The 13,207-nt window shown below is 48.1% G+C and carries 12 protein-coding genes; 6 read left to right on the top strand and 6 right to left on the bottom strand.

Features of this window, described 5'->3' with window-relative positions; translation table 11 throughout:
• Window positions 1–226: 226 nt before the first annotated feature.
• A complete protein-coding gene (gene lysS, locus A1WG_RS10340; protein WP_001295074.1) occupies window positions 227–1,744 on the top strand; it encodes a lysine--tRNA ligase in 1,518 nt (505 codons plus the stop codon).
• A 118-nt stretch (window positions 1,745–1,862) separates the two neighbouring features.
• On the opposite strand, the gene ghoT is transcribed toward lysS, so the two are convergent.
• The 4 genes from ghoT to yjdI all read right to left on the bottom strand — a co-directional run bounded on the left by ghoT (window position 1,863) and on the right by yjdI (window position 3,101).
• Entirely contained in the window at window positions 1,863–2,036 is a 174-nt protein-coding gene (gene ghoT / locus A1WG_RS10345) for a type V toxin-antitoxin system toxin GhoT (RefSeq protein ID WP_001173345.1), read from the bottom strand.
• Between the two features lie 26 nt (window positions 2,037–2,062).
• Window positions 2,063–2,359, bottom strand: a complete 297-nt coding sequence (gene ghoS, locus A1WG_RS0121880; RefSeq protein WP_001517605.1) for a type V toxin-antitoxin system endoribonuclease antitoxin GhoS — start codon at window positions 2,357–2,359, stop codon at window positions 2,063–2,065.
• A gap of 227 nt (window positions 2,360–2,586) precedes the next feature.
• Complete coding sequence (locus A1WG_RS10350; protein WP_000405652.1) at window positions 2,587–2,859, bottom strand: GNAT family N-acetyltransferase; 273 nt, start codon at window positions 2,857–2,859, stop codon at window positions 2,587–2,589.
• Window positions 2,860–2,870: 11 nt separating this feature from the next.
• Entirely contained in the window at window positions 2,871–3,101 is a 231-nt protein-coding gene (gene yjdI / locus A1WG_RS10355) for a 4Fe-4S mono-cluster protein YjdI (protein WP_000371696.1), read from the bottom strand.
• 178 nt (window positions 3,102–3,279) lie between these two features.
• Between yjdI and A1WG_RS10360 the strand changes: the two genes are divergently transcribed.
• The 5 genes from A1WG_RS10360 (at window position 3,280) to A1WG_RS10380 (ending at window position 10,013) form a co-directional block, all read left to right on the top strand.
• The gene (locus A1WG_RS10360) at window positions 3,280–4,911 is read left to right on the top strand and encodes a sensor histidine kinase (protein ID WP_001216442.1); all 1,632 of its coding nucleotides are present in this window, start codon (window positions 3,280–3,282) and stop codon (window positions 4,909–4,911) included.
• Window positions 4,908–5,627 (top strand): two-component system response regulator DcuR, encoded by a 720-nt coding sequence (dcuR, locus tag A1WG_RS10365; RefSeq protein WP_001517604.1) that lies wholly within the window; start codon window positions 4,908–4,910, stop codon window positions 5,625–5,627. The genes A1WG_RS10360 and dcuR overlap by 4 nt, the downstream gene beginning before the upstream one ends.
• A 569-nt stretch (window positions 5,628–6,196) precedes the next feature.
• Window positions 6,197–7,537 carry an anaerobic C4-dicarboxylate transporter DcuB gene (gene dcuB / locus A1WG_RS10370; protein WP_000899515.1) on the top strand — a complete coding sequence of 447 codons (1,341 nt, stop codon included), beginning with the start codon at window positions 6,197–6,199 and terminating at the stop codon, window positions 7,535–7,537.
• Between the two features lie 77 nt (window positions 7,538–7,614).
• Window positions 7,615–9,261: a class I fumarate hydratase gene (fumB, locus tag A1WG_RS10375; RefSeq protein ID WP_001517603.1), complete on the top strand. Its 1,647-nt coding sequence runs from the start codon at window positions 7,615–7,617 to the stop codon at window positions 9,259–9,261.
• A gap of 122 nt (window positions 9,262–9,383) precedes the next feature.
• The gene (locus tag A1WG_RS10380; RefSeq protein WP_001517602.1) at window positions 9,384–10,013 is read left to right on the top strand and encodes a DUF2238 domain-containing protein; all 630 of its coding nucleotides are present in this window, start codon (window positions 9,384–9,386) and stop codon (window positions 10,011–10,013) included.
• A gap of 154 nt (window positions 10,014–10,167) precedes the next feature.
• On the opposite strand, the gene melB is transcribed toward A1WG_RS10380, so the two are convergent.
• Both melB and melA read right to left on the bottom strand, forming a co-directional pair.
• Window positions 10,168–11,589, bottom strand: a complete 1,422-nt coding sequence (melB, locus tag A1WG_RS10385; protein ID WP_000028086.1) for a melibiose:sodium transporter MelB — start codon at window positions 11,587–11,589, stop codon at window positions 10,168–10,170.
• Window positions 11,590–11,681: 92 nt separating this feature from the next.
• Entirely contained in the window at window positions 11,682–13,037 is a 1,356-nt protein-coding gene (gene melA, locus A1WG_RS10390) for an alpha-galactosidase (RefSeq protein ID WP_001517600.1), read from the bottom strand.
• Window positions 13,038–13,207 lie beyond the last annotated feature (170 nt).

Genomic DNA, 13,207 nt, shown 5'->3' with positions numbered 1-13,207 from the left:
AACAATTGGTTATGAATCAATTGACTTTTAGTTAATCACACTAGCGAATCAAGATTAATAAGATATTTAAACTATTTTTATGATTATTTATTAGTGATATCAACTTGAGGTGAGCGTTGGTTTCGATAAGATAAACTGAGTTATTAATAGTCGAGGCAGATAATACAGTGTACCGATCTGTCTCTTTATCTACGCTAAATTGAAAGCTGGATTTAGAGGAACCAAAATGTCTGAACAAGAAACACGGGGAGCCAATGAGGCTATTGATTTTAATGATGAACTGAGAAATCGTCGCGAAAAACTGGCAGCACTGCGTCAACAAGGTGTGGCGTTTCCCAATGATTTTCGCCGCGACCATACCTCTGACCAGTTGCACGAGGAATTTGATGCGAAGGATAACCAGGAACTGGAATCCTTAAACATTGAAGTCTCGGTTGCTGGCCGAATGATGACCCGTCGCATCATGGGGAAAGCCTCCTTTGTAACGTTGCAGGATGTAGGTGGCCGTATTCAACTGTACGTTGCGCGAGATAGCCTGCCAGAAGGTGTTTATAACGACCAGTTTAAAAAATGGGATTTGGGTGACATTATCGGCGCACGCGGTACGCTGTTTAAGACACAAACTGGCGAGCTTTCCATTCACTGTACTGAGTTACGCCTGCTGACTAAGGCACTGCGTCCCTTGCCAGATAAATTTCATGGCTTACAGGACCAGGAAGTCCGTTATCGTCAACGTTATCTGGATCTGATCGCTAACGATAAATCCCGTCAAACTTTTGTTGTTCGTTCAAAAATTCTGGCCGCTATCCGCCAGTTCATGGTCGCTCGTGGGTTTATGGAAGTAGAAACCCCGATGATGCAGGTAATTCCAGGTGGGGCATCTGCTCGCCCGTTTATTACCCATCACAATGCTCTTGATTTGGATATGTACCTGCGTATTGCGCCAGAGTTGTATCTGAAACGCCTGGTTGTAGGTGGTTTTGAACGAGTATTCGAAATCAACCGTAACTTCCGTAATGAAGGTATTTCTGTTCGTCATAATCCTGAGTTCACGATGATGGAGCTCTACATGGCGTATGCGGATTACCACGATTTGATTGAACTGACGGAGTCACTGTTCCGCACCCTGGCACAAGAGGTACTGGGTACAACTAAAGTCACTTATGGTGAGCATGTGTTTGATTTTGGCAAACCGTTTGAAAAACTCACCATGCGCGAAGCAATCAAAAAATATCGTCCAGAAACCGATATGGCAGACCTGGATAATTTTGATGCCGCTAAAGCATTAGCCGAATCTATCGGTATTACGGTAGAGAAAAGCTGGGGGCTGGGACGTATTGTCACCGAAATCTTTGATGAAGTGGCAGAAGCACATCTGATTCAGCCAACCTTTATTACTGAGTATCCGGCGGAAGTGTCGCCGCTGGCGCGCCGTAATGATGTTAACCCGGAAATCACCGACCGTTTTGAATTCTTCATCGGTGGTCGTGAAATCGGTAATGGTTTTAGCGAATTAAACGACGCAGAAGATCAGGCAGAACGTTTCCAGGAGCAGGTTAACGCTAAAGCTGCAGGTGACGACGAAGCCATGTTCTACGATGAAGATTACGTTACTGCGCTGGAATATGGTCTGCCGCCAACCGCTGGTTTAGGTATTGGTATCGACCGAATGATTATGCTGTTTACTAACAGTCATACTATCCGCGACGTTATTCTCTTCCCGGCTATGCGCCCACAGAAATAAGTTTTACTTTAATGAACGAAGCAGCCTGATGACTGCTTCGTTCGTCGTTCCGCAAGTCCAGCTTTGAGGAGAGACGCTTCGTTTCAAGATAACCAGCGGGTCCACTCAACCACAGCTCCTAAAAGAGAGAAAAAAGTAATGCCACGGGCAGGCTCATTGGCCAGGTTATTCCTACCAGGAATGCACTAAGTAAACGAATATGTGTTTTCTCATGTGAGAGAAACCAGATAATGACAAAGGATATGTTCACACCAATCACATAAAAAATTAATATTTTAGAGAATAGTGCCATTTTGAATATCTTCTTATCCTTCCCATCTATTTGTAGAACTGACGGAAATAGTCATCGACTATCATAATGTTGAGGTCAAAATCAATATCTGGTAAGTCTAAGCATTTGAGCCTGATTAAATCTTCAATTTCACTTGCGGCTAATGATGTCGTTATTGCGAAAGCATTCTCATTCAATTGTCGTGGTATTCCATATTCATCAGCAACTATAGAGGAGAAATCCATATCATACATTAACGACCTTAACCTTAAGAAAACTGAGTAATAAGATGATGGATAATCAAAAGAAACAACGTAAGTTTTGAACCTGTTTATACCTTCCATAAAATGACTCCTATCAATATTATACGCCCTGGGGATGCAAAGTTTATTAACCCCGATTGATGATTCTCATATAGGAGATATTCTTTTTTTTTTGCTCAATAGAGGGGATGATTTGGGACAAAAAAACGCTCTCTCTGACCATTATTTGTGCATCCCCCTACCCTTCAGATACTCTCCTGAATGACGTTACGCAGAACATGAAAATATCATTACTTCACACTCTCCCATCAGTTACGAATATCATCATACTCACGCGTTTTATCAAATTCGTGTTTCGCAAACGGACACAGCGGGATAATTTTTCGTTTCTCCCGGCGCATTTTTTCCACGACTTTTGCCACCAGTTGTTTACCAATCCCCTGCCCTTTCAAACTTTCATCAACATCGGTATGTTCGATAATGGCTAAATTTTCTCCGGTTGGCACAAAGACAATTTCTGCTATTTGCTTTCCCTGCGCATCATTAATATAAAAATTATTATGGCCCTCACGTATTTCCATTTTTCCCTCGCTTATTTATGACGGTATTTCAGTGCGCCACTTGGGCACGTATCAATAACGTTCACTACGGTAGCGACGTCAACTTCATCCGGCATAATCCACGGCTTACGTTTGAGATTAAATAACTTGCCGTTGCCACGTACGCAGTTGCCGGAATGCTGACACATCGCGGTGTTGAACCAGACATCTATCTTTTCGCCGGTATAGCAGCGATAACCATCATCCAGTAGAGCTTGATCCATGACCTTCCCCCATCAAAAGTATGGTTTTCGCTATAAGCATAGCTCCCGAATCGCCAGACGACACTGGCAGTTTCAATGACCAGCTCCTCTGCTCCAAATAGCCAATCCCCCTTACTCCCTTTGAATTACCCGCATCATCAGGGATAATGCTTAGGAAATTTGTCATACAAGGAAGCTGATGAGACATTCACTGCCCTGCCGCATGTTACGCAAACGTCCGATGAAACTCAGTACCACGGTGATCTTAATGGTCAGCGCAGTGCTGTTCTCGGTGTTGCTGGTAGTGCATCTGATTTACTTCTCGCAGATCAGCGATATGACGCGTGACGGACTAGCCAACAAGGCGCTGGCTGTGGCGCGAACCCTTGCTGACTCGCCGGAAATCCGCCGGGGCTTACAAAAAACACCGCAGGAGAGCGGTATCCAGGCCATCGCTGAAGATGTACGCAAACGGAACGATCTGCTGTTTATTGTCATTACCGATATGCAAAGTCTTCGCTACTCACACCCTGAAGCCCCGCGAATTGGTCAGCCATTTAAAGGTGATGACATCCTTAAAGCTTTGAACGGCGAGGAAAATGTTGCTATTAATCACGGTTTTCTGGCGCAAGCCTTACGCGTATTTACCCCTGTCTACGACGAAAATCATAAACAGATCGGCGTGGTGGCGATTGGTCTGGAGTTAAGCCGTGTAACACAGCAGATCAATGACAGCCGCTGGAGCATTATCTGGTCAATTTTATTCGGTGTGCTGGTTGGCGGTCTGGGCACCTGGATACTGGTCAAAGTACTTAAGCGCATCCTGTTCGGCCTGGAACCCTACGAAATCTCTACTCTGTTTGAGCAACGCCAGGCAATGCTGCAATCGATCAAGGAAGGCGTCGTTGCCGTGGACGCTCGTGGCGAAGTCACACTAATTAATGATGCCGCGCAAGAACTGCTCAACTACCACAAATCGCAGGATGACGAAAAGTTATCGACACTTAGTCAGGCATGGTCGCAGGTAGTTGATGTCTCGGAAGTGTTACGCGACGGCACGCCGCGACGAGATGAAGAGGTGACCGTTAAAGACAGACTCTTACTGATCAACACCGTTCCGGTGCGCAGTAATGGCATTATCATCGGAGCCATCTCTACCTTCAGAGACAAAACAGAAGTTCGTAAGCTGATGCAACGGTTGGACGGTCTGGTCAACTATGCCGATGCCCTTCGTGAACGATCCCACGAATTTATGAACAAATTGCACGTGATTCTCGGATTATTGCATCTGAAGAGTTATAAGCAGTTGGAAGATTACATTCTCAAAACAGCCAACAACTATCAGGAAGAGATTGGCTCTCTGCTGGGTAAGATCAAATCTCCGGTTATCGCTGGTTTTTTAATCAGCAAGATTAACCGTGCGACCGATTTAGGCCATACGCTGATTTTAAACAGTGAAAGCCAGTTGCCAGACAGTGGTAGTGAAGATCAGGTCGCGACGCTAATTACCACGCTGGGAAACCTGATAGAAAACGCGCTGGAGGCATTAGGGCCGCAACCTGGTGGCGAAATCAGCGTCACGTTACACTACCGTCACGGCTTGCTGCACTGTGAAATTAACGATGATGGGCCGGGGATTCCCCCCGATAAAATCGATCACATTTTTGACAAAGGTGTCTCGACAAAAGGAAGCGAACGAGGCATCGGTCTGGCACTTGTCAAACAACAGGTTGAAAATCTCGGCGGCAGCATTGCCGTGGAATCAGAACCCGGAATTTTCACACAATTTTTTGTCCAATTACCCTGGGATGGGGAGAGGTCGAGCAAATGATTAATGTATTAATTATCGATGACGACGCAATGGTAGCGGAACTAAATCGCCGCTATGTCGCACAGATACCGGGCTTTCAGTGCTGCGGCACTGCCTCTACGCTTGAGAAAGCCAAAGAGATTATCTTCAACAACGACACCTCCATCGACCTGATATTACTCGATATCTATATGCAAAAAGAGAATGGACTCGATTTACTGCCCGCCCTGCACAACGCTCACTGCAAAAGCGATGTGATTGTCATCTCTTCCGCTGCCGATGCCGCAACTATTAAAGATTCACTGCATTACGGCGTCGTTGATTACCTGATTAAACCCTTCCAGGCATCACGTTTTGAAGAGGCACTCACCGGCTGGCGACAAAAAAAAATGGCGCTGGAGAAGCAGCAGTATTACGACCAGGCGGAACTGGACCAGCTAATTCATGGCAGTTCATCCAACGAACAGGATACGCGTCGTCTGCCGAAAGGCTTAACGCCACAGACTTTACGCACGCTGTGCCAGTGGATTGACGCTCATCAGGACTATGAGTTTTCAACCGACGAGTTGGCCAACGAGGTTAACATCTCACGCGTTTCGTGCCGTAAATATTTGATCTGGCTGGTGAATTGCCACATCTTAGTTACCAGCATCCATTATGGTGTCACTGGTCGTCCGGTTTATCGTTACCGTATTCAGGCAGAGCATTACTCATTACTGAAGCAATATTGTCAATAAAGCGTTATTCGTTATCTGGAAGTAACAATTATTGTAGTAACGCAAACCAGCACTGGCACAAGTTACATCCCCTATCAGTAAAACTTGTGCCAGATCAAATATAATTTCCCTTCTTCAGTCCAGCAAATTAATATCCTTTCGGATAAATAGAGTTTTTAATTTCAAAACGCTAACAAAAGTTAATTAACTATTATGTTACCTGCATTATGTGTATTTTTACCCACAAATAGGTAGATCAGAATAATCTATAAACTTAATGGCATCTTCCTGTAGAACAAAAACAGACTGATAAATATCAACAAGATAGCAAACAAACAAGTCATTAACATCTGCAAAACATAAACGATAAACCCATCGCCAGAGAGTATTTCTCTCTGAAAAAGTCACTTATCACAGTGCATAAATTTTCTGCTGTTTTAATCAGCCAATATTTACTGTGAAGTATTTACTCAAGCCAGTAACGACCAAACGGATATTTAGTCAGGCTCTGAAAACAGTTCATCCAAAACAGAACGTGACTGTGATCTATTCGACAAGAATTTAAATGGGATTATCGCGAGGGTTCACACATGTTATTTACTATCCAACTTATCATAATACTGATATGTCTGTTTTATGGTGCCAGAAAGGGCGGTATCGCGCTGGGGTTATTAGGCGGTATCGGCCTGGTCATTCTGGTCTTCGTCTTCCACCTTCAGCCGGGTAAACCCCCCGTTGATGTAATGCTGGTCATCATCGCGGTGGTGGCGGCATCTGCGACCTTGCAAGCCTCTGGCGGCCTTGACGTCATGCTGCAAATTGCCGAAAAACTGCTGCGCCGCAACCCGAAATATGTCTCCATTGTCGCGCCGTTTGTCACCTGTATACTGACCATTCTTTGCGGTACTGGCCACGTGGTCTACACCATTCTACCGATCATCTATGACGTCGCCATTAAGAACAACATTCGCCCGGAACGCCCGATGGCGGCGAGTTCTATCGGCGCGCAAATGGGAATTATCGCCAGTCCGGTGTCCGTTGCGGTAGTATCACTCGTCGCAATGCTGGGTAACGTCACCTTTGACGGTCGTCATCTTGAATTCCTTGACCTGCTCGCTATCACCATCCCATCTACCTTGTTAGGAATCCTGGCGATCGGTATCTTCAGTTGGTTCCGCGGTAAAGATCTGGATAAAGACGAAGAATTCCAGAAATTCATCTCTGTACCGGAAAACCGTGAGTATGTTTACGGTGATACCGCTACGCTGCTGGATAAAAAACTGCCGAAAAGCAACTGGCTGGCAATGTGGATCTTCCTCGGGGCAATCGCCGTGGTCGCGCTTCTCGGTGCTGATTCAGACCTGCGTCCATCTTTTGGTGGCAAACCGCTATCAATGGTACTGGTTATTCAGATGTTTATGCTGCTGACCGGGGCGCTGATTATTATCCTGACCAAAACCAATCCCGCGTCTATCTCAAAAAACGAAGTCTTCCGTTCCGGTATGATCGCCATCGTGGCGGTGTACGGTATCGCGTGGATGGCGGAAACCATGTTCGGTGCGCATATGTCTGAAATTCAGGGCGTACTGGGCGAAATGGTGAAAGAGTATCCGTGGGCTTATGCCATTGTTCTGTTGCTGGTCTCCAAGTTTGTGAACTCCCAGGCCGCAGCGCTGGCAGCCATTGTTCCGGTTGCACTGGCGATCGGCGTTGACCCGGCATACATCGTGGCTTCAGCACCGGCTTGCTACGGTTATTACATCCTGCCGACCTATCCTAGCGACCTGGCAGCGATTCAGTTTGACCGTTCCGGAACCACCCACATCGGTCGCTTCGTCATCAACCACAGCTTCATTCTGCCAGGGTTGATTGGCGTGAGCGTATCCTGCGTCTTTGGCTGGATCTTCGCCGCGATGTACGGGTTCTTGTAATTGCACTATGCGTGCTGCCCGTCGCTGTGCGGCACGCCATTTTCGTATAACAAATACAGAGTTACAGGCTGGAAGCTATGTCAAACAAACCATTTATCTACCAGGCATCTTTCCCGATGGGGAAAGACAATACCGAATATTATCTGCTCACCTCCGATTACGTCAGCGTTGCCGAATTTGACGGTGAAACCATTCTGAAAGTGGAACCAGAAGCCCTGACCCTGCTGGCGCAGCAAGCCTTCCACGACGCATCTTTCATGCTCCGTCCGGCCCACCAGAAACAGGTTGCGTCTATTCTTAACGACCCAGAAGCCAGCGAAAACGATAAGTATGTGGCGCTGCAATTCTTGAGAAACTCTGAAATCGCTGCCAAAGGCGTGCTGCCGACCTGCCAGGATACCGGCACCGCGATCATTGTCGGTAAAAAAGGTCAGCGCGTATGGACCGGCGGCGGTGATGAAGAAGCCCTGTCAAAAGGTGTCTATAACACCTATATCGAAGATAACCTGCGCTATTCACAGAACGCGCCGCTGGATATGTACAAAGAGGTTAACACCGGCACTAACCTGCCTGCGCAAATCGACCTGTACGCGGTAGATGGCGACGAGTACAAATTCCTCTGCGTTGCCAAAGGTGGCGGCTCTGCCAACAAAACGTATCTCTACCAGGAAACGAAAGCCCTGCTAACCCCCGGCAAACTGAAAAACTTCCTCGTTGAGAAAATGCGCACCCTCGGCACCGCAGCCTGCCCGCCGTACCATATCGCATTTGTGATTGGTGGAACTTCCGCTGAAACCAACCTGAAAACCGTTAAGTTAGCAAGTGCTCACTATTACGATGAACTGCCGACGGAAGGGAACGAACACGGTCAGGCATTCCGCGATGTCCAGCTTGAACAGGAACTACTGGAAGAGGCCCAGAAGCTCGGCCTCGGCGCGCAGTTTGGCGGTAAATACTTCGCCCACGACATCCGCGTGATCCGTCTGCCGCGTCACGGCGCATCCTGCCCGGTAGGTATGGGCGTCTCCTGCTCCGCTGACCGTAACATCAAAGCAAAAATCAACCGCGAAGGTATCTGGATAGAAAAACTGGAGCACAACCCAGGCCAGTACATTCCGGAAGAGCTACGTCAGGCAGGTGAAGGCGAAGCGGTGAAAGTCGACCTTAACCGTCCGATGAAAGAGATCCTCGCCCAGCTTTCGCAGTATCCGGTTTCCACCCGTTTGTCGCTCACCGGCACGATTATCGTTGGTCGCGATATTGCGCACGCTAAGCTGAAAGAACTGATCGACGCCGGTAAAGAACTGCCGCAGTACATCAAAGATCACCCGATCTACTACGCAGGTCCGGCCAAAACGCCTGCTGGTTATCCTTCCGGTTCACTTGGCCCAACTACCGCAGGACGTATGGACTCCTATGTGGATCTGCTGCAATCCCACGGCGGCAGCATGATCATGCTGGCGAAAGGTAACCGCAGTCAGCAGGTCACCGACGCTTGTCATAAACACGGCGGCTTCTACCTCGGCAGCATTGGCGGCCCGGCGGCAGTGCTGGCACAGCAGAGCATTAAGCATCTGGAATGTGTTGCCTATCCGGAGCTGGGTATGGAAGCTATCTGGAAAATCGAAGTGGAAGATTTCCCGGCGTTTATCCTGGTCGATGACAAGGGCAACGACTTCTTCCAGCAGATCGTCAATCAACAGTGCGCGAACTGCACTAAGTAACCTCTTCGGCCCGGCGCCTGGCGGTATACTGCCAGGTGATCCCCCCGGGCCACCTCTTTTGCGATTGTAATTTCACGCTTACTGGTGAATAGTCAGTATTTTCCCTGACTTGCGAACTCACCATGCTCCGCACACTCAAGCCGTTAATTCTTAACACTGGCGCGTTGGCGCTAACATTCATCCTGATTTACACCGGCATTTCGGCTCATGACAAACTGACCTGGTTGATGGAAGTGACGCCAGTGATTATTGTCGTACCGTTGCTGCTTGCCACCGCCAGACGTTATCCATTAACGCCCTTGCTCTATACGCTGATTTTCTTTCACGCCATCATCCTGATGGTTGGCGGTCAGTATACCTACGCAAAAGTTCCCATCGGTTTTGAAGTGCAGGAATGGCTGGGGCTGAGTCGTAATCCGTATGACAAGCTGGGGCACTTTTTTCAGGGGCTGGTGCCTGCACTGGTGGCGCGAGAGATCCTTGTGCGTGGGATGTACGTGCGCGGACGTAAAATGGTAGCGTTTCTGGTCTGCTGCGTGGCGCTGGCGATAAGCGCAATGTATGAATTGGTTGAGTGGTGGGCAGCGTTGGCGATGGGCCAGGGCGCGGATGATTTTCTCGGCACCCAGGGCGACCAGTGGGATACGCAATCCGATATGTTCTGTGCGCTGCTGGGCGCATTAACCGCGGTGATATTCCTCGCTCGCTTTCACTGCCACCAGTTACGGCGCTATGGCTTGATAACCGGATGACAACCTGCGTTTTGTTTATGCCGGATGCGGCGTAAACGCCTTATTTTGCCAACAAAATGTGCAAATTCAATCAATTACATTTCTTATTGTAGGCCTGATAAGACGCGCCAGCGTCGCATCAGGCAATGTTTTCATTCGCTATTGCCAACGTCCGTCAGGCTTTCACATCGCTCACTGCACCGACCGGAATATCAGCATGAACAGGTACGGGGGGCACTTTACGATATTTATCCAGCAGATGGATCTGGATCCTGCGCAGCGTGTCGCCATTGAGGCGATAGAAACGGAAGTAGAGAATCAGCGTGACCATGAAGAACAGAGCAGGTAGAGCAATCATAATAAACTGCATACCTAATATGGCTTGCGTAGACTGTTCAACATTCGGGACATAGCCAATCATCCCCAACACAACTGCAATGAAAAAAGCCGCGAATGCCGAACCGCCCTTCACCACCATCGTCTGCACGGAATAAGCAATGCTCTCACAGCGGATGTGCAATTTATATTCACCGTAGTCAACGGTATCTGCCACCATGATGACCTGTAATACCCAGAACAGCGCCGTCCCCACATTCAGCAAAATACCGGCTATCACAATAAGAGCGACGTTGTGATAGCCCACTAATGCCATCAACAGAAGAACACCACAGCTTAATACCGGAAGAATAGAGGCTCCGGCCCATAAAATACGTCGGGATAATGATTTAACTAAACGCGGGAAGAACACTAACGTCACCAGGTTAGCTGCTCCCGCATACGACAGGTAATAGGGAAACAGATCCGCATCACCGATAACATACGAGAAATAATAGATAGCAAAGCCGGTGATAATGTTGCTGGCAATATTATAAGCAAGAGCCATTCCCAACAGGCAGGAAAGCTGATCGTTTTTATAAATAAGCGCAATGATGGCTTTTAGTGTCAGGTGTTTTTCTCCGACAGACGATTGATTATCTGACGAAAAGACTTCATGCACATTACGCAGAGTGATGATGGTCGACACAATAAAAAACGCAATCAGCACCAGTGTGAACATCTGAAAGCCAAATCCCCGATCGCCGCCGCCGACATAATTAACAAATGGCAGCGTCACGCCTGCCGTAACAAAACCCGCCAGACTGGCAAAAAAGCGCGGATAAGGAACCAGTTGTTCTCGCTCACGTTTGTCGAGGGTTATGGTTGGAACCAGTGACCAGAAGGGAATATCCATTATGGTGTAAGTCATGCCCCAAAGAATGTAGGTCACGCAAACAAAGACAATCTGAGTAGTACCTTCAAACAGATGCGCGCTAAAGAGAAGAAATAAGATTACAGAGTTAGCCAACGTACCGATCAGGATCCAGGGCTTAAACTTACCCCATCGCGATCGCGTAGCATTTACAATCCACCCCATAATCGGATCGTTAATAGCATCCCAGATCCTCGCCACCAGAAACAAAGTACCAATCAAACCAACCGACAGCCCGACAACATCGGTGTAGTAATACATCAGGTACATATACACAATGCCGATCGCAAAATCCTTCCCGAACGCTCCAAATCCATAACTGAGTTTTGTCGTCATTGAAATGCTCATAGGGTATCGGGTCGCTGTTACCAACGCCCGCCTTCTGTTATTGGTATCGTCAGAGGTGTGCGCCGGAAGACATACCCCGGCGCAGTAGCGTATTAGCGGTGCAACCAGCCGGGTAGCCAGTTGCCGTGGGCGGTAATCAGGTCGTCAACAAGAGCATAAATTTCGTCAATGCTCAGCACAGCGGCGGTGTGCGGATCCATCATCGCGGCGTGGTAAACACGGTCACGATTTTCCGTGAGAATCGCTTCCGTCAGCAGCGTTTGTACGTTGATATTGGTTTGCATCAGTGCTGCCAGATGCAAAGGTAGCGTACCGACTTTAGTCGGCTGAATGCCATTAGCATCAACCAGACAGGCGACTTCCACGCAACATCCTTGCGGCAGGTTATCAATCAGGCCATCGTTACGAACGTTGCCATAAATCACACTCGGTTCACCGGTCCAGATAGCGTTCATGATTGTGCTGGCATATTCCCGCGACGGTTTAATATCAATCCGGGACGCATTCTTATACTCCTCCAGCTCTTTATGCCAGTTCGCCAGTTGCTCAACGCAGCGTTTCGGGTACTCATCCAGCGGCACTTTATAACGTTCAATCAAATCCTCACGGCCTGGCTTAATAAACCACGGCGTATATTCAGCAAAGTGTTCTGATGATTCCGTAACGAAGTAGCCCAGCTTTTTGAACATTTCATAGCGCACAATATTCTGGCAGCGGGGATTACCATGAATATTCGGCTTCGGTGCCTGGCCCGCATCATAGGCTGCCAGCAGTTCCGGATAGAGATTCACGTAACTGCCGTCTGCGGTTTTGCGCTCCAGCTCCAGGTAGAACGCCATATGGTTGATACCTGCACAACGATAACGCAGTGTAGCGGGATCGATATTGAGATCGCGCGCCAGTTCTTCCGCCGTTCCCTGCACCGAATGGCACAACCCTACCTGTTTGATATGCGGATAGCGGGCATACATTGCCCAGGTATTCATCGCCATCGGGTTAACGTAGTTCAGCATGGTGGCGTCGGGGCACACTTCCGTCATGTCCTCACAAATCTGCCACAGATGCGGAATGGTACGCAGCGCGCGCATAATGCCGCCCGGCCCCAACGTGTCGGCAATAGTTTGTTCCAGACCGTGACGCTTACAAACCTCAAAATCGGTGACCGTACAGGGTTCATAACCGCCAATCTGAAATGCCACCACCACGAAATCAGCATCCTGTAAGGCTTCTTTCTGTTGGGTATGACAGGTAATTTTGCCGCTGGCTCCTGCTGAATCCATCAGCTTACGCACCACAATGTGCGACTCTTCCAGGCGGGTGGGATCGATATCCATCAGGGCAATATGCGCCGTTTTCAGCGCCTCGCGATGAAACACATCACCAAGAATATTTTTAACGAAAATCGTCGAACCAGCGCCGATAAAAGTAATTTTGGGTGCAGACATCATTCAGGTCTCCTGGCTTGCTTGAATGATTTCATCATGGCAGGCGATTTCGCAGAAAACCTCCGGCTTCCCCGTTGAGCATTCCCAAAAACTCAGATCCTGGGTTGCTTAGCAGTAAATCTGAGTTTTCGGGAATAAATTGCCTAAAAAACAGAGTAATTAGCCCTTATAAA

The organism is Escherichia sp. KTE96, assembly GCF_000408525.1.
GTDB lineage: Bacteria > Pseudomonadota > Gammaproteobacteria > Enterobacterales > Enterobacteriaceae > Escherichia > Escherichia marmotae.
The sequence above is the reverse complement of the archived record's forward strand: the minus strand, read 5'-3'. Positions and strand labels throughout refer to the sequence as shown.

Coding starts and splice junctions, on each gene's coding strand:
- lysS (WP_001295074.1), top strand. CDS start 227: ATGTCTGAACAAGAAACACGGGGAGCCAATGAGGCTATTGATTTTAAT.
- ghoT (WP_001173345.1), bottom strand. CDS start 2,036: ATGGCACTATTCTCTAAAATATTAATTTTTTATGTGATTGGTGTGAAC.
- ghoS (WP_001517605.1), bottom strand. CDS start 2,359: ATGGAAGGTATAAACAGGTTCAAAACTTACGTTGTTTCTTTTGATTAT.
- A1WG_RS10350 (WP_000405652.1), bottom strand. CDS start 2,859: ATGGAAATACGTGAGGGCCATAATAATTTTTATATTAATGATGCGCAG.
- yjdI (WP_000371696.1), bottom strand. CDS start 3,101: ATGGATCAAGCTCTACTGGATGATGGTTATCGCTGCTATACCGGCGAA.
- A1WG_RS10360 (WP_001216442.1), top strand. CDS start 3,280: ATGAGACATTCACTGCCCTGCCGCATGTTACGCAAACGTCCGATGAAA.
- dcuR (WP_001517604.1), top strand. CDS start 4,908: ATGATTAATGTATTAATTATCGATGACGACGCAATGGTAGCGGAACTA.
- dcuB (WP_000899515.1), top strand. CDS start 6,197: ATGTTATTTACTATCCAACTTATCATAATACTGATATGTCTGTTTTAT.
- fumB (WP_001517603.1), top strand. CDS start 7,615: ATGTCAAACAAACCATTTATCTACCAGGCATCTTTCCCGATGGGGAAA.
- A1WG_RS10380 (WP_001517602.1), top strand. CDS start 9,384: ATGCTCCGCACACTCAAGCCGTTAATTCTTAACACTGGCGCGTTGGCG.
- melB (WP_000028086.1), bottom strand. CDS start 11,589: ATGAGCATTTCAATGACGACAAAACTCAGTTATGGATTTGGAGCGTTC.
- melA (WP_001517600.1), bottom strand. CDS start 13,037: ATGATGTCTGCACCCAAAATTACTTTTATCGGCGCTGGTTCGACGATT.